Annotated in this window: 25 protein-coding genes; 9 read left to right on the forward strand and 16 right to left on the reverse strand. The window is 57.9% G+C overall.

The genetic code is table 11. The annotated features are described in order from the left end of the window. Positions 1 to 71: 71 nt before the first annotated feature. Together BHD07_RS26500 and BHD07_RS26505 are read right to left on the reverse strand one after the other, a co-directional pair. The gene (locus BHD07_RS26500) at positions 72 to 1,097 is read right to left on the reverse strand and encodes an alpha/beta fold hydrolase (RefSeq protein ID WP_318851732.1); all 1,026 of its coding nucleotides are present in this window, start codon (positions 1,095 to 1,097) and stop codon (positions 72 to 74) included. Continuing rightward, positions 1,087 to 2,658 (reverse strand): RcgA family putative transporter, encoded by a 1,572-nt coding sequence (locus BHD07_RS26505; RefSeq protein WP_127629572.1) that lies wholly within the window; start codon positions 2,656 to 2,658, stop codon positions 1,087 to 1,089. Before BHD07_RS26505 ends, BHD07_RS26500 begins: the two co-directional genes overlap by 11 nt. A gap of 263 nt (positions 2,659 to 2,921) precedes the next feature. Between BHD07_RS26505 and BHD07_RS26510 the strand changes: the two genes are divergently transcribed. After that, positions 2,922 to 3,224 carry a hypothetical protein gene (locus tag BHD07_RS26510; RefSeq protein ID WP_153313710.1) on the forward strand — a complete coding sequence of 101 codons (303 nt, stop codon included), beginning with the start codon at positions 2,922 to 2,924 and terminating at the stop codon, positions 3,222 to 3,224. 41 nt (positions 3,225 to 3,265) lie between these two features. Here BHD07_RS26510 and BHD07_RS26515 read toward each other — a convergent pair whose 3' ends face one another. The 6 genes from BHD07_RS26515 to BHD07_RS26540 all read right to left on the reverse strand — a co-directional run bounded on the left by BHD07_RS26515 (position 3,266) and on the right by BHD07_RS26540 (position 8,027). After that, on the reverse strand, positions 3,266 to 3,850 hold the full coding sequence (locus BHD07_RS26515) for a plasmid pRiA4b ORF-3 family protein (RefSeq protein ID WP_013845602.1): 585 nt from the start codon (positions 3,848 to 3,850) through the stop codon (positions 3,266 to 3,268). Beyond that, complete coding sequence (tnpC, locus tag BHD07_RS26520) at positions 3,850 to 5,508, reverse strand: IS66 family transposase (RefSeq protein ID WP_017268732.1); 1,659 nt, start codon at positions 5,506 to 5,508, stop codon at positions 3,850 to 3,852. The genes BHD07_RS26515 and tnpC overlap by 1 nt, the downstream gene beginning before the upstream one ends. Before the next feature lie 78 nt (positions 5,509 to 5,586). After that, positions 5,587 to 5,934: an IS66 family insertion sequence element accessory protein TnpB gene (gene tnpB, locus BHD07_RS26525; protein ID WP_013845604.1), complete on the reverse strand. Its 348-nt coding sequence runs from the start codon at positions 5,932 to 5,934 to the stop codon at positions 5,587 to 5,589. Beyond that, on the reverse strand, positions 5,931 to 6,314 hold the full coding sequence (tnpA, locus tag BHD07_RS26530) for an IS66-like element accessory protein TnpA (RefSeq protein ID WP_080659428.1): 384 nt from the start codon (positions 6,312 to 6,314) through the stop codon (positions 5,931 to 5,933). The genes tnpB and tnpA overlap by 4 nt, the downstream gene beginning before the upstream one ends. Positions 6,315 to 6,675: 361 nt before the next feature. After that, on the reverse strand, positions 6,676 to 7,359 hold the full coding sequence (locus BHD07_RS26535; RefSeq protein ID WP_338283818.1) for a B3/B4 domain-containing protein: 684 nt from the start codon (positions 7,357 to 7,359) through the stop codon (positions 6,676 to 6,678). A 44-nt stretch (positions 7,360 to 7,403) separates the two neighbouring features. Beyond that, a complete protein-coding gene (locus tag BHD07_RS26540; RefSeq protein ID WP_128204205.1) occupies positions 7,404 to 8,027 on the reverse strand; it encodes an FMN-binding negative transcriptional regulator in 624 nt (207 codons plus the stop codon). Positions 8,028 to 8,102: 75 nt separating this feature from the next. Here BHD07_RS26540 and pdxR point away from each other — a divergent pair, with 75 nt between their 5' ends. Next, on the forward strand, positions 8,103 to 9,560 hold the full coding sequence (pdxR, locus tag BHD07_RS26545; protein ID WP_153313701.1) for a MocR-like pyridoxine biosynthesis transcription factor PdxR: 1,458 nt from the start codon (positions 8,103 to 8,105) through the stop codon (positions 9,558 to 9,560). Positions 9,561 to 9,642: 82 nt separating this feature from the next. Here pdxR and BHD07_RS26550 read toward each other — a convergent pair whose 3' ends face one another. The 3 genes from BHD07_RS26550 to BHD07_RS26560 form a co-directional block, all read right to left on the reverse strand. Beyond that, positions 9,643 to 9,939 carry a hypothetical protein gene (locus tag BHD07_RS26550; RefSeq protein ID WP_088200936.1) on the reverse strand — a complete coding sequence of 99 codons (297 nt, stop codon included), beginning with the start codon at positions 9,937 to 9,939 and terminating at the stop codon, positions 9,643 to 9,645. Positions 9,940 to 9,988: 49 nt separating this feature from the next. Next, entirely contained in the window at positions 9,989 to 10,213 is a 225-nt protein-coding gene (locus BHD07_RS26555; protein WP_088201232.1) for a hypothetical protein, read from the reverse strand. Between the two features lie 128 nt (positions 10,214 to 10,341). After that, complete coding sequence (locus BHD07_RS26560) at positions 10,342 to 10,551, reverse strand: cold-shock protein (protein ID WP_127632508.1); 210 nt, start codon at positions 10,549 to 10,551, stop codon at positions 10,342 to 10,344. A gap of 793 nt (positions 10,552 to 11,344) precedes the next feature. On the opposite strand from BHD07_RS26560, the gene BHD07_RS26565 reads away from it, so the two are divergent. Then, on the forward strand, positions 11,345 to 12,103 hold the full coding sequence (locus BHD07_RS26565) for an abortive infection family protein (protein ID WP_127670324.1): 759 nt from the start codon (positions 11,345 to 11,347) through the stop codon (positions 12,101 to 12,103). Next, entirely contained in the window at positions 12,100 to 12,573 is a 474-nt protein-coding gene (locus tag BHD07_RS26570) for a hypothetical protein (RefSeq protein WP_153313236.1), read from the forward strand. The genes BHD07_RS26565 and BHD07_RS26570 overlap by 4 nt, the downstream gene beginning before the upstream one ends. Positions 12,574 to 12,781: 208 nt before the next feature. Here BHD07_RS26570 and BHD07_RS26575 read toward each other — a convergent pair whose 3' ends face one another. Next, positions 12,782 to 13,144 carry an SOS response-associated peptidase family protein gene (locus BHD07_RS26575; RefSeq protein WP_318851708.1) on the reverse strand — a complete coding sequence of 121 codons (363 nt, stop codon included), beginning with the start codon at positions 13,142 to 13,144 and terminating at the stop codon, positions 12,782 to 12,784. Positions 13,145 to 13,177: 33 nt separating this feature from the next. Here BHD07_RS26575 and BHD07_RS26580 point away from each other — a divergent pair, with 33 nt between their 5' ends. Then, a complete protein-coding gene (locus BHD07_RS26580; protein WP_338283824.1) occupies positions 13,178 to 13,588 on the forward strand; it encodes a hypothetical protein in 411 nt (136 codons plus the stop codon). 38 nt (positions 13,589 to 13,626) lie between these two features. Here BHD07_RS26580 and BHD07_RS26585 read toward each other — a convergent pair whose 3' ends face one another. The 4 genes from BHD07_RS26585 to BHD07_RS26600 all read right to left on the reverse strand — a co-directional run bounded on the left by BHD07_RS26585 (position 13,627) and on the right by BHD07_RS26600 (position 15,995). Then, positions 13,627 to 14,352: a hypothetical protein gene (locus BHD07_RS26585; protein ID WP_153313234.1), complete on the reverse strand. Its 726-nt coding sequence runs from the start codon at positions 14,350 to 14,352 to the stop codon at positions 13,627 to 13,629. A gap of 97 nt (positions 14,353 to 14,449) precedes the next feature. Beyond that, entirely contained in the window at positions 14,450 to 14,884 is a 435-nt protein-coding gene (locus tag BHD07_RS26590; RefSeq protein WP_153313233.1) for a hypothetical protein, read from the reverse strand. Between the two features lie 277 nt (positions 14,885 to 15,161). Then, a complete protein-coding gene (locus BHD07_RS26595; RefSeq protein WP_127670336.1) occupies positions 15,162 to 15,452 on the reverse strand; it encodes a hypothetical protein in 291 nt (96 codons plus the stop codon). A gap of 15 nt (positions 15,453 to 15,467) precedes the next feature. Next, positions 15,468 to 15,995, reverse strand: a complete 528-nt coding sequence (locus BHD07_RS26600; RefSeq protein ID WP_318851707.1) for a helix-turn-helix domain-containing protein — start codon at positions 15,993 to 15,995, stop codon at positions 15,468 to 15,470. A gap of 702 nt (positions 15,996 to 16,697) precedes the next feature. Between BHD07_RS26600 and BHD07_RS26605 the strand changes: the two genes are divergently transcribed. From BHD07_RS26605 to BHD07_RS26620, 4 genes are all read left to right on the forward strand, one after another. After that, entirely contained in the window at positions 16,698 to 17,153 is a 456-nt protein-coding gene (locus BHD07_RS26605; protein WP_153313040.1) for a DUF3846 domain-containing protein, read from the forward strand. Continuing rightward, positions 17,153 to 18,151 (forward strand): hypothetical protein, encoded by a 999-nt coding sequence (locus BHD07_RS26610; protein WP_234889440.1) that lies wholly within the window; start codon positions 17,153 to 17,155, stop codon positions 18,149 to 18,151. Before BHD07_RS26605 ends, BHD07_RS26610 begins: the two co-directional genes overlap by 1 nt. Before the next feature lie 37 nt (positions 18,152 to 18,188). Next, a complete protein-coding gene (locus tag BHD07_RS26615) occupies positions 18,189 to 18,560 on the forward strand; it encodes a hypothetical protein (protein ID WP_234889439.1) in 372 nt (123 codons plus the stop codon). A 197-nt stretch (positions 18,561 to 18,757) separates the two neighbouring features. Continuing rightward, positions 18,758 to 19,030 (forward strand): hypothetical protein, encoded by a 273-nt coding sequence (locus BHD07_RS26620; RefSeq protein WP_153313045.1) that lies wholly within the window; start codon positions 18,758 to 18,760, stop codon positions 19,028 to 19,030. Positions 19,031 to 19,297 lie beyond the last annotated feature (267 nt).

Genomic DNA, 19,297 nt, shown 5'->3' on the forward strand with positions numbered 1-19,297 from the left:
GCGTTGAGCCGCCTCACTAGGCGGCTCTCGATCTTTCCTGAGTGTGACTGTGGCGGCGGCCGGCGCCAACTTCATATTCGCAGGGGCGATTTGTCCGCACACGATAGAAACCGCTTCAAGCTCAAACCCGCCAGTAAAATGTAAGGCGGCATGGCGAGCGAATAGTGACCGCAGTTCAGTTCCAAAACATTCGGCCTGGCTCCGGCGTCCTTCAGTTTCTGAATGAGGCGTCTCGATAGGTCGGGCAACACCACCTTGTCCCTCGTAGCCAACACGACGTGAAGTTCGAGATCGGGCCGTGCCAGATTATGCGCGTAATTCTCCAAGTTGAGCGGACCCCATGCCCTTCGGAGATCGGTGAGCTCAATTACAGGCTCAAGGCTATCGCGTATCGATCGGGTCGCGCGCCCCGTCCAAACCATGTCTGCGAGACTTCCCGCCGTCAAAAATAACGAGGCGTTCGATACAGCCGGCTCATGCGCAGCGATCAATCCCGCAACCCAGGAGCCAAGGCTCATGCCGAGAACAGAGACCTCTCGATAGCCTTCGCTCTTTAGCCAGCGGATGAGCTTTCGCCCATCCCATACGGCCTGCTTTACAGACTGGATCGTTCGACCGAGATTCGAACTAAGCATATAATCGGCGTACAGCGAGTCGGGACGGCTGCGCTCGAAGTGATAAGGCATAGCAATCTCGACAACCGTGATCCCACGCTGCGAGAAAAACTTGGCAATCTGACGATTTCGGGCGCTGGCATTCCAGTGGTGAAAAATCACCAATGCCTGATCGAGCGAGCCGCTCTCGGTGATTTTTGCCCAAACGACGTTGTTCTCTTCGACGTCAGTAGAAATGTCTGATGGAAATTTGAGCCACCCATCGTGCCTTTCAAAGCCCTGACCACTCCCGCTCGGCGGTTCGAAAAAGCTTGGATCGGACACGGCCTTGTCCGCCAGGACACAAAATTCATCGACTGTTTCGACCTTCTTCGTGCTTGGAAAGGCGCGACCGGCGTCAAGGACGAAAGCGGTTGTTTTCTTCGCTTCCTCACCGCGTCGGGCCCGCCGCTCGTCCCAACGATCAAGGCAACTATGATACACTTTGATTGCTTCCCAACTCGTTTGCGCGCCACCGCCCGAACTCTGGATCAAAGAGGCCGTACGTCGCGAGCAGCGTTCCAGTGCCCAGGAGGATCGAAAACCCGTCAAATGCATCGATCAGCAAGTAGCTGGCAAAGAGTAATGCTACGACCGCCGACATCGTCCACAAGGGCGCATGAAAGCGCTTTCCGAACCGGATGGAGCCGTACAGAAAGCCAACACAGGACGAAATAGCGACAAGGAGACTGCTGTAATGGGTTGGCATTCGATAGCTGAAGCTGTTGCTATCGTTTCTCTGCCCGTTCAAGACTGAAGACATATCGTTGGCTAGCCAGGTCAGGATATCTTCGCCGTTCGAGGCCAGGTAAGCGCTTTGAGCCTTCATGCATATGGCGACTAGAACACCCAGGACCGTACACCGAAAGATTCCCCGCATCACCCTGAGGCCGATTTCGCCGCCCGCGCGTCGATATTCCTCCAGGCGCATCTTCGATCCCTCTTCAATTTTCCAAAGATCATGGAGGATCGTATGAAGCAGGATGAGGCCCGCGAAGAGCAGATAAAAGCAAAGACACATGTAGAGGTAAGCGAGACCAGTGAACACAATGGTCATCGGCACCGATATGACTTCAGGGCGCACAATGGCTAACTTGCCCCAATCTACCGCATAGTTGCCACCGCCGTTGATCAATGGGATCAAGCACACGCCGATCCACTGGAAAAGACCGGCGAACAACACACAGATCAGAAAAACGGCCCAGTATGTATACGAAGAAGCTTCAACGTTGCGCGCCCAAGCATCGTCGCTTTCCATCTTCTCGCTATGCCCTGTCAGCCTGAGGCGTCCTTCGTCTTTCCAGAAGACCAGCAGCTCCGTCACGAGCGCAAAAAACAGGGGCAAAAGCACCATGAAAAGGAATGTCCAATTCGGCGCCCAAAGAAACCCAACCTGCTTAACGACACCATCCGCGCGGCCATAAGTGGCGCTGTGGATCCCCACAATGTACGACAAAAATCCAAGCGCGGAGGCACCAGCAAATACCGAGGCGGGCAAGTTCAAGGGCGATCCACGGGTGAAAAGCGCCTCCGATGTTCTTGCCAAGTTGAAACCCTGTCGGCCCGCAGGCCGTGTCTGATTATCGACCATCACAGGCGGCGGCATGTCTGGAACCCGCGGCGCCGTGCTGCTACCCGCCTTCTTTGAATCTCGCCTCTTGGCGGTTAGCCGTAATTGCGCCGCGCTGAGCTCCATCTGCCATTCGCTGGTCGCTTCGGGATCGTCGCACCCAAAGATCCGCGCCAGCCAACGAATGTTGGAGGTGCTAATCCCCTTCTCGTTCTCTTGAAACCAGAGCTGGACCGTCCGCAAATCGACCCCGATCCGGTTGGAGTCGATCTGTGAAATCGCCTCTGCCAAAAGCTCCGGCGTCCATGGGCCTTGGGGAAACCCGTCACTGCCTAATGGCCGGCCTGCTCCCGCAGCGGCTAACTGCTTGAACAGTTCCTTGAAATCGCTCCCGTCCTTGGGCGGTGCGACAAAAATCTTTCCGTTCTTTTCCAAAGGCTTATAGGCCCAAATTTCGTTTCGGTTCGTATCCTATCGTGCCTTCAGCCTCAATCAATGGTCTTAACGCCCGCAATGCAACTTGATCGGTGAGGCATTCCATCATGCTATTGTTGTCGTCATCCAGTTCGCGTTCGTCCCGTGACACCGGCGCCATTTCTCTGAGCCCGAGCGCGGCTTTGAGTGCGTCAGCGCCGGATCGCAAGGTGGGACAAAAAGAAGAGGGCGGGGCGGAAACTGCCATTTCCCTTTGCGAGTTGATGGAGCGGCATATAGCGGCACAACTGGCGACCGCGGACGCCGTTCGTGCGTGGGATGAACCCAGGGTGGCCAGCAAGGTTACGAACGTAGCCTATGCAAACCGACTGTTAGATGTTGCGCGGGATGAAGAAGCCTGCCGGCTTGCGATCATCAATTACAGGCCGCGGGGCGATCGGGAATCGAGGCTGAAGCTGGCCTATATGGCAGCTTACCTCATCGCGACACGTGGCACCCTGCAACCCAGTCAGATGAATGCCGTCTTGGAACACACTCGCGGTCGGACAAGCACATCGGTTTCCTGAGTCTTCTTTACACCGGTATGCATTCGGGGAGGGCCGCAGGTTCAGGCTTTTTTGCGTGAACGACGTTTCCACTTGGTGGCTAGCGCATCGACGTTGTTCCGAAGGTTGGCGGCATCGATTGCGGCGGGATCGTAGTCTGCACTGCCCCACCATTCGACAAGCTCATCGTGACGCTCGTGGTTTTTGTTGGCAAGCGCTTCGCGGAATTCCTCATATCCCCACGGACCGCCAACATCCTCTGGAGGGCAACGCCCGACGGCATCGAGGAGGAATGGATCGTTGAGGTCGGCGATAACTGGAAAGGTCTTTTCGATCTTGACGGTATGCGTCCAGCCATCGCCGAAGTCGTAGAGGTACTTGAACGACCTCGCGCCGATATCTTCGATCGCGGAGAGAAGGGTTGCTTTGCGAGCGTCGATAGGGTCGTCAAAGCCGCCGTCTGGAATGCCGAAGCCGACGTCACGGATGCGAAACTCGTAGAGATGGCTGTTGCTCCAGCCGTAGGCCGCCTGAAGAACCTCATGAAGCCGATCAAACCGAATGCGGAACGGCACGACGACACGCCGCATCACCAGAGGTTCAACGTCGTCGAGCGTCACTTTCAAGCGGACGAGGTATGCAGCCATTATGCCGCCCGCAACCGAGGCGCCGCCACGATATTCGCCCAGTGCCAGGGAAGGAGTTCATCGATCCGGCTTGCCGGTTGATCGGCGATCCGGGCCAGGACGTCGGCAAGCCAAGCCTGCGGATCAATACGGTTCAATTTGGCTGTGACGATCAAGCTGTACATGGCGGCGGCCCGCTGGCCACCACGGTCGGAACCGGCAAACAGCCAGGCTTTTCTTCCCAAGGCAACGCCGCGCAACGATCGCTCGGCACAATTATTCGACAAGCAGATGCGGCCATCGTCGAGGAACCGGGTAAAGGATTCCCAGCGGTTCAGCAGATAATCGAACGCTTTAGCCAGGTCGTTGTCGCGAGACAGCTTGGCACGTTGCTCGCGCATCCAGATTTCCATGTCGTCGATCAGCGGCTTGCTGAGCTGCTGACGGGATGCTCTGCGCTCATCCGCAGTCTGGCCGTTGATCTGGCGTTCGATCTCGAACAGTGCATCGATCCGCTGCACCATCTTCAGAGCGACAGGCGAGATGACGGCGGCGCGTTTGCCTTGTGCTTTTCGACGTGCATTGGCTTCCAGGTCGGCCAGCGCGAAGAACGGCCGCCTTGCATGTGCCCAGCACGCTGCCTCATAAATCGGGCCCGGACTTCGATCGGGAAGATAGAGCTGCGTATAGCCGGTATAGGCATCCGCCTGAAGGATACCGCTGTAGTTGGCCAGATGTCCTTGTGGATGTTCGCCGGCGCGGTCCCGGGAATAGTAGAACATCGCCGACGGAGGTGCAGGTCCGCCAAATGGGGCATCGTCCCGGACATATGTCCAGATCCGACCCGTGTCGGTCTTACCGGCCGCCAGTACCGGAACCGTGGTATCGTCGCCATGGACCCGTTCGGCAGCAAATGTATGGGCTTCGATCCGCCGCAGCAGCGGGTCAAGGACATGGCAACAGGACCCGATCGCATCAGCCACTGTCGACAGGCTGATCGGCACACCTTCCAACGCAAAGCGTTCGACCTGGCGATTGAGGGGAATGTGCTGTCCGAACTTGTCGCAAAGGATCATCGCCAAAAGGTTCGGGCCCGCCCAGCCCCTGGGGATGACATGGAATGGGGCCGGCGCCTGGCTGATCTTCTCACAGTCGCGGCAACTGAACTTTTCGCGTACCGTCTGAATAACCTTCCAGGAACGCGGAACGCTTTCCATCGTCTCGGTGATGTCTTCGCCGAGTTTGCGCAACCGCTCACTGCCGCAGCAGCTGCAGGCGACCGGACCCGGCACGACAACCCGCTCGCGCGGCAGGTGATCAGGAAAGGGTTTCTTGACGGGCCGCTTGCGGGTGAAGCCGGCGACAGCAATCGGAGCGGCCGCGGCAATCGCCATTTCGGCTGCAAGCTCATCCTCGGTGGCCGTCGCCTCGGCGTCCTCGAGCATCAGTTCGATTTGCGCAATCAGCCGCGAGGTCCGTTCCGACTTTTGTCCACGCAACTGCCTTTGAAGCTTTTCGATATGGACTTTTTGGCGAAGAATGATCGCCTGATCGTCGGCTTCCTTGGCCTTGGCAACCGCCAGCTCGGCCAATGCAGCGGCACGTTCCGCACGTGCTACGACCAGCTCGGCCTCGAGAGCAGCGGCATAATCGGGATGCTGTTCCGAGCCCGTTTCCATGCTCGAAGTGAATCACAAAACCACTGATTTGCATAGCTTTTCTTCGGATTTCCACCCGCAAGTCACCGCAAATACGCGCTATCCGGCGCTCGTCGGACGCCATGTCTGTTGCGGGTTTCGCCAGTCTATTCCAGACAGAAGATAGGAGAGCTGCGCAGACGAGATCATCACTGCTCCGCCCTCAACATTAGGCCAGATGAACCGCCCGCGCTCGAGCTTTTTTGTAAACGTGCAACTGCCCTGGCCGTCGTGCCAGATCACTTTCAAATGATTGCTTCTCCGGCCTCGAAAGCAAAACAGATGCCCACAGAATGGATCTTGTTTCAAAATCTCCTGGACTTGTAGTGCAAGGCCAGGGAAGCCGCGCCGCATATCCGTATGGCCCGTCGCAAGCCACACCTTAACCCCACTATCAAAAGGGATCATAGCGCTCCCGATCGTTGCAGAACTTCAAGCACGCGTGACAAAGTCGCCTGATCAAAGCCGACGCCAACTCGCACGCTCCGGCCATGACCGACATCGATTTCAATTCGACAAGGCTGCAATCGAGCCGTACAGCCTTCCGGGAAATCCGGAGTCGCCACCTTGACCGGAACAAATCCCACTCGGGCCCCGGCGTTCTCAACAACACCAAACTCGCGACGCCATCTGTAGACCAATGACCGATCAATCTCGTGGCGACGAGCAACGTCCGACACCGACGTGTCGCCGTTCAAAGTTTCCGAAACAATTGCCTCTTTGTCGACACGGGTGAACTTTCGGCGCCGCACACTCCCGGCCAAAATCTCAAGATCACGAATAGACACGTCGTTATCCTCGTGGTTAGCAACGTGGCGAAACGCCAGCCTCACGAAAACAACCTCAATTCCTCAATGAAACAAGGCGGCTCTGCCCGTAGGGATACTTACACCGGATTGCACAATAGTGTGCTGAGACCACACTGCTGTCGATTATGTCGGGGCGGTGTCCCGTATCGACCATTGCGTCGAACACGAGTCGTCACGCATTGCGGTGTGACTTCTAATGTAAATGCAACAAGGGCTTAAAGGCTGCCACAGGGCAGGAGATCAGTCCCTGGTCAGGCGTGCTGGTCGGGGTTGCTAAGCCTGTCCGGGCGGATGGCGACGCTGTAAAGAAGGTCTGCTCCGCGCCATCAGCGGGCCATCCTCAGACGGCGATTCTCTGCGCGAACACCAAACAATCGGGCATCAGCGTATTTAGCCCTTCAACCAGCATGTCCGACGCTTCTGCTAGCGCGCCTACCGGCATTGTCTCAAGGCTTTCTAACACAAACCACATGCGACGATCGGTTGCGTCCAGTCGGGTGCGCGTGCCCTGCCGCCAGTTCCAACGCCGGCATGTGACGCCCGCATCGTCTCGCCAGATGACCTCTCCAGGAAGGGGATTCTCGATCACTACTTCGCCGTTCATGACTGTTTCGAATCGTTCGCATCCGTCGGCCACGGTAAGAAGCGGACGCCCGGCATAGGCATCGTAGTTCTCGCCGCCAACGGGAATGGCATATTTGAGACTGACGGCGTTATAGAGATCGACGATAGGATTGATCGAAGGAATCATTCCGTCCTTCAACACCCGCTTTCTCAGTGCTTGCGCCGAACAGGGTGTCCGATTGGGCTTGGCTCCAAACCGGGTATAGGCGTCGGCCCAACTGGTCAAATGGGCGTCCGCCCATGCTGGGCCGCCGCGCAAGACGTAATCGCAGGCATCCGTCAGAAGCCCCGTGTGAAGGCTTCGTTCTCCGGCATTTGTTGCGTCGACATGAATGCTTATCGCTCTGAAACCGGGTGCGATTTCCTCGATCCGTTCGTCGATCACGGGCGATTCAAACATCTATTGCTAACTCCAGAATTCCATTCAAGGGCCAATTGCTCGTCTCAGACCGGGATCATGTCAGAAACGATCTGATCGGTAGGGCTGCGGCTATCGGCAAGTCCGTGTTTCACCCCTTTGCGATCGGCCCCAGGGCGATTTTGGCTCATCTTGCGCTTCCCCTGCAGCGAAACGACGGGCATGCGAATACCGACAATGCCGCGAAGCTGAGCCTTGATGTAGGCTTCGGGAGCGTCAGTGACTGCCCAAGGTAGCGAGCGTGACGCCTCGTGAATGCCCGTGAGGCGCGACACCACCTCGAATAGTCGTTCGGCTTCTTCGAAAAACTCAACCGGCCCGGTCGCATGAACGGCTGTGTAGTTCCATGTTGGGACTACCTTCCCATGCTCGGCTTTTGAGGCGTACCAGGACGGCGTCACATAAGCGTCCGGTCCCATAAAGACCGCAAGTCCATGTCCGACGACAGGAGCCTGCCACTGCGGGTTCGGTCGCGCCAGATGCGCATAGAGGACGCCCCTTTCTCCCTCCGCCTCATCGAGGAACATAGGTAAGGGGGTGGCCATCGGACCACCGGGTGTAGCCGTCACGAAATTGGCAAGACGACATTGCCGCATCATTCCGTAGAGCTCGGTCGTGTCTTCCACGGCGAAGGCTGGCGGGGTGTACATAAGCATCTCCTTGACGTGAGCTCATTATTCACATCAAGGTGGCACAAGATACACCGCCACTTTTGGAATATCTCATTGGTCCAGTTAGTGAAGGGTTCACGAAAGAGCGGCGCGACCCGCCGCATTTACCTGTCTTTGCGCGACCAGATTACGTCTGGCGTCTACGATGCGGGTGAGAGATTGCCCTCGAGCCGCGCGCTTGCGGGCGAACTCGGCGTTTCCAGGACCACGGTGACGGCCGCCTACGACCAGCTGATCTCTGAGGGGTATATTACGGTGCGGCAGGGCGCCAAGCCCAGGGTCACGTCCGAGGGACGACATCCGTACACCAGACCCGCATCGCAAGCACAGGAACCCACGGCCCGGGTGTCCGCCTATGCCTCACGTGCAATGGCATTGCCGAAGAACATCAGCGCGGAACAGGCAGTGCTTCAATACGACTTCCGGTACGGCGACATTGCTTCGTCGGACTTTCCCAAGCTGGCTTGGCGGCGCGCCCTGAACGCGGCAGTTCTGGCGTACCGAGAACGGCTTGGCTATGAGCATCCAGCCGGTAACCTGGCACTTCGTCGTGCGCTGCAAGGCTATCTCTGGCGAGCCCGTGGCATTGAATGCGATATCACCCAGATCATCGTTGTCAGCGGTTCCCAGCAGGCGTTGGACCTGTGTGCGCGGGTGTTTGTCGATCCGGGAGGCCAGGTTGTCCTCGAGGAGCCCTGCTACGCGATGGCCCGCAACGTGATGCTTGCAACAGGAGCAATGCCTGTCGCCATCCCCTGCGACAAGGATGGAATGGACACCTCTCGGCTTCCCGTTCCTAAGGACGTAGCCCTGGCATTTGTAACGCCCAGCCATCAGTTTCCGCTGGGCGGCGTTCTACCGTCCGGACGTCGCAAGGCCCTGATCGAATGGGCGATCTCCGGTAACACCTACATCATCGAGGACGACTACGACGGGGAGTATCGATATGACGTACGTCCGATTCCGCCGCTGTGGATGATCGGTCAAGGTCGGGTCATCTATGTCGGCACCGTATCCAAGACGCTGTCGCCAACGCTCCGCCTTGGTTACATGGTGCTGCCTGGCACGCTTGCGGAGCCCTTTGTCCGATGCAAGCAGATCACCGATCGACACAGCTCGAGCTTCGAGCAAGAGGCTCTCGCTTCGATGATCGAAACGGGCGCATATGAAAGCCACGTTCGAAAGATGAGGCGACTGAACGCCGAAAGGCGTACGGCATTCCTGAATGCAATGGCCGAAGCGTTTGGCGACGAGATCGACATCGTTGGGACGTCGGCGGGCCTCCATGTCGTCGTGTGGTTCAACCACCTCACTGGCAGCGATGAAGAGCGTTTCGCCGCCTCCGCGAGGCAAGAAGGTGTTGGCATCTACCCAATCTCGCGTCTGTATGCGGCCCCAACAGATCAACGTGCGGGGTTCATATTCGGATACGCCGGCTTGCCCGTTGAGCAGATTGGAAAGGGTGTGAATGACCTAGTACAGGTCTACCGATCCAAATTCCGATCGGCATGACCGATTTGGGCCGTCACCCGTCATGTCGCGCGTGAGGGTGATTCCATCCTGTTGAAGGTGGTCGTGGCACATCGACAGATATTTATGTCGTCCGGGGCCGAGGGTCAGATTGCTCGAAGGTGAAGGAGGTCAGGAGGTTTGTGACAATATTGGTCGCCTTCTCCTTCACCAGCGTTTCGGTCCATTCATTCGTTCCTCTCAGCCTGAGGTCGCTGTAGATGCTGTCTACCGCACCCTCTTCGAGACGCTTTATATGTGCCGTGAAGGCGACTTCACCATGAGATTGATAGAGGTCACGGACGACCATGCGGAGGATTTCCTGCATTGCGATCTGCCATGCCGTCGTGCTTGCCTGAAGTTCGAGCGTATCGTCAGCCACGGGATTTCCTGCATTGGGGGATTACCTGGGTGCGTGGTGAAGCCGGCGATCACGCCGGTTTTGCCCGCCTCGTGATGAGAGCCGAGGTTGCTCTCGCACGGTCATCCGACTCTTTTGCCAGCCGGGCCTCCCGCAACCGAGCCGTTTTCGCATCGCGAGCCTGGGTTACGAAATCTTGCTCTTCCACTGCCTGGTCTCTGGCAAAGAATTGGCTTTGTACCTTGTTGAAAGCGCTTTCCGCCCGTTGACGAGTCTTACTGAACGTCTGTGCCATAGGTTTCCCTTTCTCGGGGTCGGCCGTTCCATCGGCCAAAAAAAAGCCGGGCATCACGCCCGGCCTTGGTTGGTTCATGCCCTCGACAGTGCCAGTACATCCGTGGTCAAGGAGAGCAGGTACCGATATTAGGCAGCCTGGAGATTGCAGGCCGACATCTTGCCCGACTTATTGTCGCGCTCCAGCTCGTAGCTGAGCTTCTGGCCTTCGACGATTTCGCGCATGCCTGCACGCTCGACAGCCGAGATGTGGACAAACGCGTCAGCGCCGCCGTTATCAGGCTCGATGAAGCCGAAGCCCTTGGTAGCATTAAACCATTTAACTGTGCCAGTGGTCATGATGAACCCTTTCGTAGCATTAGTGATCGACCGCGATGTTGGTGACATCGTGGATGGTGATAGCGATATTTTTAAAGGAAAGGTTCGTTCAGGCGCGGTGCCAGTCGCGCGGTAACCAAAGCTCAGCAAGAAAAAGATCGATAAACGTTAGATAGTGGCTCGAAGTCAGAATGTCAACCAGTAGTTTTGATGACGTAGCACTAAAGGCGGTCACAGGTGCGGCGAAGCTAAGCGCAAACCTTCGTTCGCTCACATGCAGGAGCGACACGTTCGCCATCACTCCTGCGCCGGCTCCCAGGCGGTCCGAGTTAGAACGCGCTATGTTATGTTATAACATATCGCATAACATACCTTATGGAACTCAGCCCGACTCGAGTGGACTGCAAGAAGGCGCATAGACGATCGCCTGTTGCCCCAAGCCACTAGGTCGCGACGGTGTTTCTTCCTATTTGGAATAAGCGCCGTGCACTTCGACGCATTCTACAAAAGCGGCCATCTGTCCGCATGAGTTCAGAAACCAACCACCTCCGAAGAAATTTGCACTGTTCGACTGGACGGATTCGAGTCGAAACGGGATATGCTTTTCTGTAACAACCGCGAGGTCCCGCATGGAAATTCGAGTTGACTATAAGAGCTTTAAGGTGCGCATGACGATCTCCGCCGCAACTGCGGTAGCGATCATTTCATTGTCGGTTAAGTTGCTTAGCTGATTAATTGGGGCGGGATCCGGAGATCCCGCCCACTCCCATGTTAAGCGTCGGTTCTTCAGCCGGTTTATTTTGAGCCAGGTCCCATGATTTACGAAGACGAACTGCCCAAATCGCTGCTTGAGCGCGTCACTATGCTGGCGAGCATCATGACGGCTGCGGCGACCGATGGCGCACCAGACAACCGAACATACGAGCATCTTCGTCGCGAGTTTATGTTCAATGATGAGCTGCAGGACCTCTTACCGCCCTTCGTCCGCGCGCACCGGGATCTCGGTTCGTTTCGCACCTGGACACAAGGGCAGTCGCCGCACTGGAGACACCGGCGAGCACTGATTTCAGAAGGCTTCACGCCACTGTTGGATTATCTCGAGGGAAAGGTGCGCGCTCCTGGAGATATGGTTGTTTCGGATACGCTGGAAACCTTCGATGCGGAGGCGGTCCACTCGGTGTGGAATAAGGCTCTCGCTCGACGGACTGTCGATCCAGAGGGGGCTATCACTGTTGCCAGGACCCTGCTTGAGACAGTGTGCAAGCGTATTCTGGACGAACGCCAAATACCTTACACGGACACCGAGGATCTTCCGAAGCTATACGGCATGGCCGCCAAGGCTCTAAATCTGGCACCCAGTCAACACACGGAAGAACCGATCAAGGCTATCCTGGGCGGCGCGATGAGCCTTGTGAACGGTCTCGGTACGCTCCGAAATCGCTTGTCCGACTCGCATGGCCGAGGGGGGATGCCTGTGCGACCGTCGCCGCGCCATGCCAGTTTGGCGGTGAACACTGCCGGTGCAGTCGCAACATTCCTCGTCGAAACCCATCTCGAAAGAAAGCCGGCATGACAGTAGTGGATCTATCTGCTGCGAACAATTTGCCGCCGCGGAACGATGAGCTGTTTCGTATTTATGCCCGCTTTGAGTTCGCGCTGAAGATGGCGGGATATTGCGCTCTGAACGGAAAGGCAGTTGAGACAAACTGGGATGCCTTCGCAAACAGCTCCGATATCGGAAAGCTATTTTTCAAGCATGTCCGCGACGCGGGAATGTGCCCGAAGTTGATGAATGATCCTCCCAAGGCCGAAGCTATCACTAACGGGCAATGGGGATTCGCGACCACGGCAACACCGCCGGAGTCGGCGCAAGCGCTGTTCGGGATGGTACGCCGTGTTCGCAACAATCTTTTCCACGGTGGCAAATATTTTGACGACGATAAACAGCGAAATCAGGCTCTGGTGGATGAGTCGATAGCAATTCTGCTGCTCGCAGTGGCATGGCACAAGGATGTCAATTTTTACTTCGAGGGCCGAGCATGAGGAGCGGCATTATCCTGCTTCTCTTGTGTGCGCTGGCCTGGTTCGGATGGCGGCTGGCCGACGTTGAGCGACAGAGATACGCCCTTGCGACTGGCCTTTGTCAGATCAACGCATCGAACCCACGCTCAATAGAGTGCCTTAGAGGTGCCGAGCCGCGGGAAAGCTGGTTGTGGAATCTCTATCATGGTTTGGTCGAATAATGGAGTGCTCAGATAAACGTCGGTTCCTCGGCGCGCTCGAGCGGCGGTAACATCATCGCGTCGGAGGAGTATGGCCGCTGCAATTGCTTGGCGTCCTTCCACTCCGCTGTGAGCCATAATTCGATCTTAGCCGGCTCCGTCAGGATGACCGGCATGGCCTTCGGATGGATCGGCTTGACAATCTCATTGGCGTCGCAGGTCAGGAAGCCGAATAGCCCATGATCGCCGGCGCGCGGGTTCTTCATGGATTCGCGCTCTCCCTTCCAGGGTGTCCAGATCCCGGCGAAGAAGGCGAGCGGTTCGCTCTTATCGAGCGCACACCACGGTTGATTGCGAAGGCGGCTACTGAAAATATGCGTCCGACAACCCACAGTAACAGCGATGGCGTAATTTAGATGTCAAAGATGGAATACCACTATCAGACCATGGGCCGGATACTCTCCTTCCTCGTCCAGAAAGGATTTAGCCGTGTCGATTTCGATGAATCCGACGCCATGGAAATCTTGACGGAACGCTGGGGTTCTGAAGAAGAAGTGCTCCAAACCTTTGCCGACGTCCTGCGCTGGATGAACAATGAAGGCTTGATCCGCGTCAGCAATATCCAGGAATACGAGGGTGGATACGCTTTCTCCGGCGTGCAGCTTACATCCAAAGGGGTCGCCATTATTCAAGTCAAGCCGAACGATCCTGAGCTCGGCGAGAGCATTGAGAAGAAAATAAGCGAATCCGGCTCCCTCGAAGCATCGGTCTACACCAAAATTGGCTCATTCGTCGGCGGAGTGATCGGTGGTGTGACGCAGGCGCTGTCGGGCTAATGCGCGCGCAAGCCTCGGAGGTCCAAGGGCGACCGTGACTAGCTGCTGCGCAATAACACATCGAGCCCGAGCATCGGTGCGGGACAATACCCCTGGCAACGGATTTGATTGCTTAGATCCTTCATTTCGAGGAAGGTCTGCTCGTCGCCGACATGGATGACGAACCGGCCGCGCTGATACTCGGGATCAATCGTCGGTGTGATGTCGAATAGGTTTCCGTCTGACCCACGCACCACAGAGTGCGCCGTATAACCGAAATCATCGGATCCATAGGAGGCGTAAGCTAGCCAGCCACGCACCGCCGTACATCCAGGATGGTGTTTTACCCAATGATCGACGTTTTCGTGGCACTCGGCGACCTTGGGCTTCCAAGCACCAATTGACGCCTCGATAAACGACACGCGGACGCCTGCTTCAGCTCTAGTGCATACGTCGCGCTCGTATTCGCCCCGCATCATGCCCGCTCCTGTTCCAAGGCCGTATCCATGTAGAAATCCCAACCGGCGCTGGAGACAGCCTCGTGAAAACAGGCGCGGAGCTTGGCCCGCGCCTGCACGGGGTGACCTCAAGCCAAGGCCGGAGGATTGCTCGTTTTCCGGCTCTATCCGGTCAATGATCTTCTCGAAGACCGTGTTGGCGGCCTCGATAAGCACGGCGCGCGCCGCGCCTCCAACCGGCACGGACGTAATGGCGGCATGGGAATCCATGACAAGCATTCCTCTTAGGGATTGGCGCAATTTCTCATCAGCATTATCGGTCGCCATCCGACGCTGGTTCTTAGTTTGGTGGCCTATCAAGACGCCAGGCGCCACCTTATATTAGCTCGGTGCAGTCATCGCAGCGACCGCCGGATTGGAGTGATCAGTGCGCTGGAAAAATGCGCGTCATGCGCTCGCGCAAGGCCTCCAAGATCCGCTCGGCCATGGCTTCAAAGGCCCGCGTGTCATCCTTGGACAGCCGTCGGTGCGGCCACCTCTCGATAATCGTGGCAAAGTCTTCCGACTGCCATGGCTGAAAGGAATAGGATGTACCGTCAGAATGGGCGTAGACCTCGTTCCGCAGGGTCATGATCTTGTCGTGCAGTGCCTTTTCCTCCTCAGTCCATTTGATGAGTCGTGAAGGGAGGCCGGGCAGGCTACGCGCCGGCGTGAACGGCCGGGCGTAGGAAACGATCAGCGATGTCGTGAAGGCTGATTGCTGCAGGTAGATGCTGCCGCGGCGTTCCCACTCAAACGAGTGCCAGCCCTTCTTGATCAGGAACCGCGCGCATTGCAGCGCATGCGCGAGTCCATGCACGAGATTCGCAGCTTGTCATACTGGCGCTTCTGGTGCGGCTCGTGGTCAATGAGCATTCGACAGCCTAGCGCTGGCAGGCGCTGCGGCTTGGCGCAGTGGCAAGGGGTGAACCTCATGCGTCACCAGTCGTGCTACGCCAATTGCTGAGCCGAGGGCAACCTGAGTCATGTCCAGCCAGACTCGCCGCATACGAATTCGAGGTCCGACATGAGCGTCCGCATCGTTGGATTGCCCCTTCTGCTTCTTTTCGGGGTTAAGACTTAGCACTGGCAACTCCTCAGTGCGCTTTTCCATTCTCCGTCCAATGCCCTGGTGATGGGCCTGGCTCAATGGATCGGCCGAGGGAGCGAAGATATGCGACAATTTCCAGCAGGAGGAAATCCCGGTCCCCGAACACTTCACCGATGCGATCCAGCTCGTCAGCCGCGGCGTCCATTTCCTCGAGGTCGCCGAGAACGTAGCAGTCGTGGCCGATCGCGCATATGTCGCAGCCGGCCTCGATCACCGCGTCGACAAAGGCGGGGATCTCGCTTTCCAACATAAGCCGCCCAGATTCACGTTTCGCCATGTCCGTTCATCCTCTTCAAACGTTCGGCGGCCTGGAGAGAAATGGCGCGGCTGACGCCGCGCCATTGCCGCCGTAGCCGCTCGTTCCGGTCTTCCCTAGCCTGTTGAGCAAGCTGAAAACGTCCTGCAAGGTTTCTTCGTCGAAGCCGCGCAGCTTGTCGATGCAGGCCAGGAGCAGATCCACTTTGCTTTGGTTTTCGCCCCACAAATGATGAGCTGCCGGCGCTAAAAGCTCTTCCGGACTTGCCCCGAGCACCTCGCAGAGATGGATCAGACGGCCGACCGTCAGGCGGGAAACGCTTGTTTCGTAGCGTGCGTAAACCGCTTCGCTGAGACCAAGCAGGGGCGCCAGTTTCGACCCTGAGAGGTTTCGCCTCTCGCGGGCTTCCCGGATGCTGGTGCAGATGTTTTCTTCCAGCGCGGCGCTGAGCGTAATTCGACCGTCGGGAGGTGGTAACCGATACACTGCTTTGTCAACGTCCGGATCATTGACTGGTTGCAAGTCGAGATCCGAAATCCATTGCTCCAGCGACGGTCCTGCCATTCATCCTACCGGTGGTTGTTCATGGTGCAGGCCACTTTAATGGAAGTGGTTGTGTTCTTGGAACCCTCAAAACGTCTTGGGCGGTATCAATTTGGCGCATCGCTGACGCGACCCCGCTCTATGCCTTCGGCACGAAGACCGCAAAAAAGCGTCCTTCGCCCAATAGGGGTAACGATCGGTTGCGCAAGAGCCGCCTCGCGGCATTCACGTCATGACTGCATCAAATTGCCTATGAAAGCCGTTTACAGCTTGCGGTGAAATCAGCATATTGCCAACCGGCAACGACAATCGAGAGTTGGTCGTGGCAAGTCGCTAGCCCTTCTTGTCATGCACCACGGGGCCGTCCTGATCTACGAGCTAGGGCGGCCCTTCTCGTATCTGAAATGGCGGCCGCCAGGCGGCCGGCTTTGCCTTCCTCAAGGAGGGAAAGAAGACGCTGCCCTCTCTCCCTCACAAGGGAAAAAACGGTCTCCCCGTCCTTCCTCCCCTCGCCTCCGGCTCGCTCCGTGCAGGATCGACGAATCCGCATGCGCGGATGTTGCGTCGCCCCTTCGGCTTTGGCCTCGGGCGGGCGAACCCCCTCCGTTTTGTTCCCTTGCCTCCCTCTCTCCCGCTGCTCCGCGCGAGCTCGGGGAGCAGGAGCGGGGCTCCTGCCCCTCGGGCAAGAGCTAGACCGCTTCGCGGAAAGGAAAGGGCTAGAAAATGGTAAGAGCAAACACCGCTTATGTGCTGGACCCGGAAACCACGATTTTCAAGCCGGTAGAGCTTCAGGTCGATCTGGGCATCCGGCCGCTTTACGCGATTATCGGCTGCTGCCTGCTGGAGGTCGTGCGGTTCGATGAGCGGCACACGCTTTTCGTCGATGAAGAAGGTCTGCAGGACGGGTTGACAGCCTTCACGATCTTCGAAGGCTTCCCGCAGCCGATCGCAGGCAAGATCGTGCTTGTCGGAGGCGATGGCAGCACGCCCTACACGTCCCCCCTCATCAGCCTTGAGGATGCGGCCAAGCATTTCAAATGCTGCCGCCCGGTCCTGGACCCGGTTTTTGCAAAGGCAGACGAGATTTCATCGGGCGGTATCATCATCGCCGGTGCGCTCGCAGGGTTGCAATGCCGCATCGAGCGCCGCGCTCCTTCCCTTGTCGAGGGAGAGGCATGATGAAAATCGCGGCCCTCGAAAACAACATCCTCGCCATCGTCGCAGGAACCTTCGCCGCATCCATTGCGGCGGAGGACATCGAGCCGCAGTTTCACGCGCTCACCCACTTTCCGGACCGGCGCGCGAAAGCGGAGCTTGCAGACTTGGCCGAGCGGCTGAATCAGTTCGGCGCCAATGTCGTGGAGCTTTGGAACAAGGCATGCGAGCCGATTCCAGAGGCTGAAATCGAAGCCTTCGCGCGGCGGCATGTCGATTTGACGCGCCGCTATTGGGCGGCGGAAGGCCGTTGCATGAATTGGTTTATTACCGGCCCTGCCCGTTTCCCCGTGGCGCGCAATGAAAAGCGCATGAGGATTTCGGACGCCCGCCGCGCCGATCTGAAGGCGCACGAGGCAATGGCCCGCAAGTCCGCCAAGCGGAAGGCCGTCCCGCACGGCACGGACGATGAGCCGATCCGATCTGGCGATCCGGTGGCGATGCAGCGCATCGTTACCCGCATCGAGGAGACGGCGCTTTCCATCGACCGGATGAAGGCCGCCAACGCGATCATTCGGCGCATGGAGAAGGACCTTGCCACGGAAGAGGACATGATTGCCGCCGTCGCGGCGAACACCGGCCTTTCCCCCGAAGCCGCAGCTAGAGGCATCAAGCTAGCGCCGTGGCAGTCCCGACGCGGGTTCAGCACGACCAATAGCCGCGCCGAACTCCGCCGCCTGCAGCAGCGCCTTGCGGCGCTGGCAAGGATGAAGGAGCGGGGCAACCAAAGCCAGGAGGTTGAGACGAGCGCCGGAGCCGTCGAGATCAAGGAGAACGCCGACATCGCGCGAATCCAATTGCTCTTTCCGGGCAAGCCCGACGGCCCGACCCGGCGCGTGTTGAAGGCCAACGGCTTCCGCTGGTCGCCGTCGCAAGGGGCATGGCAACGGCACCTGAACGAGGCGGGACGCTACGCCGCGCAGCGCGTGTTGAAGACGATCAGCGGCGCCAGCGCCGCCTGATTACTCGCCCAAAAATCCCGAGAAAAGGACACTTCCAATGGTCGACACGATCTATTCCGCAATCGAGTTTTATGGAAAGGGCGACCCCTATTTCGGCGGCACTGCCGCTGATTGGGCGCTGTATAAGACCGAGGACGGCAGGCACGCTTTCATCAGCGCCGCCGAGGCGCAGCGATGCAAGCTGGTTATGGCCTATTTCCCAACCGCCGCCGAGGCGGAGAAGGCCGGAGCCGCAGCGAGAACCCGGAAGGGCTCGATTTCTGCCGTTCCCATCAAACCCCGACTCGAAGTCCCGACCGCACAGATTTCATGGATTGTCGGCAACAAGCATGTCGGCGAGGAGGACGGCGAGCTCGCCGAGGACTTCGCCGACAGGCCGAAAAGGCGGGCGCGGCCGATCCGGACTTGATCGCGCAAATCGTCGCCTTCGCGCTTGCTTGCCACCGCGCCAATCAGGCGTTGGTCGCGCATTTCCGGCTTTAGAAAACGTGCAAGCGCCATTAAAACCTGCAACCAAAGGTGGGCCGCGCCAAGGACGGCGCGGTTCGGGAGAAGACCATCAGGAGCGGAGACGTGAGCCGATACACCGTGCTAATCACGAACGGGATGACGACGGACGAGGAAGGAACGATCGGTTATGATCCGCCGTTGCGGACCTTCTTTCTACAGGCGTTTCCAGACCCGGAAACCGACGAATGCGCTCTTTGGTTAGGCGCATTTCTTGAGGAATACCCGACATTGGAATCCATCATCGAGGCCGCCCGGGCGCAAGGTTACGAGGTACGCGGCCTTACGAAGGAAATGATAATGGCGATGCTCAAGGAAGCCGGACCGCTGCACCCGCCGAGCCTTGGTGAACGACTCGGCATAGTGCGGTAACGTAGATTCGTTTCGAGGGCGGAAGCAGCAGCGCCGGGCCAGCGGCGCACTCGGGGAGGATGGGCCACCCCGACCGAGGCGACGGCCTCGCCCTCGAACCGGAGGTGAATGCATGTGGTTCATACCACTTAGCATCACCCTAGACGTGAAAAGGACCCGGACCACCTGGCTAGTGCGAATCCGAGTCCAATTCTGGCTCTAGGAAAAGGGGGCGGGCCGCAAGGCTCGTCCCCACTCCGGAGGCAAGTATAGCGCTATTCCCCGGGA

Origin of the sequence: Sinorhizobium sp. KGO-5 (assembly GCF_036245905.1) — a bacterium.
GTDB lineage: Bacteria > Pseudomonadota > Alphaproteobacteria > Rhizobiales > Rhizobiaceae > Sinorhizobium > Sinorhizobium meliloti_A.

Excerpts from the sequence above, each read along its gene's own strand:
- BHD07_RS26540 (WP_128204205.1), bottom strand. The coding sequence starts at position 8,027 with ATGTACACCCCGCCAGCCTTCGCCGTGGAAGACACGACCGAGCTCTAC.
- BHD07_RS26570 (WP_153313236.1), top strand. The coding sequence starts at position 12,100 with ATGACAGTAGTGGATCTATCTGCTGCGAACAATTTGCCGCCGCGGAAC.
- BHD07_RS26580 (WP_338283824.1), top strand. The coding sequence starts at position 13,178 with ATGGAATACCACTATCAGACCATGGGCCGGATACTCTCCTTCCTCGTC.
- BHD07_RS26515 (WP_013845602.1), bottom strand. The coding sequence starts at position 3,850 with ATGGCTGCATACCTCGTCCGCTTGAAAGTGACGCTCGACGACGTTGAA.
- BHD07_RS26560 (WP_127632508.1), bottom strand. The coding sequence starts at position 10,551 with ATGACCACTGGCACAGTTAAATGGTTTAATGCTACCAAGGGCTTCGGC.
- BHD07_RS26585 (WP_153313234.1), bottom strand. The coding sequence starts at position 14,352 with ATGGCGACCGATAATGCTGATGAGAAATTGCGCCAATCCCTAAGAGGA.
- BHD07_RS26615 (WP_234889439.1), top strand. The coding sequence starts at position 18,189 with ATGGTCGACACGATCTATTCCGCAATCGAGTTTTATGGAAAGGGCGAC.
- tnpC (WP_017268732.1), bottom strand. The coding sequence starts at position 5,508 with ATGGAAACGGGCTCGGAACAGCATCCCGATTATGCCGCTGCTCTCGAG.
- BHD07_RS26620 (WP_153313045.1), top strand. The coding sequence starts at position 18,758 with ATGACGACGGACGAGGAAGGAACGATCGGTTATGATCCGCCGTTGCGG.
- BHD07_RS26605 (WP_153313040.1), top strand. The coding sequence starts at position 16,698 with ATGGTAAGAGCAAACACCGCTTATGTGCTGGACCCGGAAACCACGATT.
- BHD07_RS26510 (WP_153313710.1), top strand. The coding sequence starts at position 2,922 with ATGGAGCGGCATATAGCGGCACAACTGGCGACCGCGGACGCCGTTCGT.
- tnpB (WP_013845604.1), bottom strand. The coding sequence starts at position 5,934 with ATGATCCCTTTTGATAGTGGGGTTAAGGTGTGGCTTGCGACGGGCCAT.
- BHD07_RS26595 (WP_127670336.1), bottom strand. The coding sequence starts at position 15,452 with ATGGCGAAACGTGAATCTGGGCGGCTTATGTTGGAAAGCGAGATCCCC.
- BHD07_RS26535 (WP_338283818.1), bottom strand. The coding sequence starts at position 7,359 with ATGTTTGAATCGCCCGTGATCGACGAACGGATCGAGGAAATCGCACCC.
- BHD07_RS26555 (WP_088201232.1), bottom strand. The coding sequence starts at position 10,213 with ATGGCACAGACGTTCAGTAAGACTCGTCAACGGGCGGAAAGCGCTTTC.
- BHD07_RS26565 (WP_127670324.1), top strand. The coding sequence starts at position 11,345 with ATGATTTACGAAGACGAACTGCCCAAATCGCTGCTTGAGCGCGTCACT.
- BHD07_RS26610 (WP_234889440.1), top strand. The coding sequence starts at position 17,153 with ATGAAAATCGCGGCCCTCGAAAACAACATCCTCGCCATCGTCGCAGGA.
- BHD07_RS26600 (WP_318851707.1), bottom strand. The coding sequence starts at position 15,995 with ATGGCAGGACCGTCGCTGGAGCAATGGATTTCGGATCTCGACTTGCAA.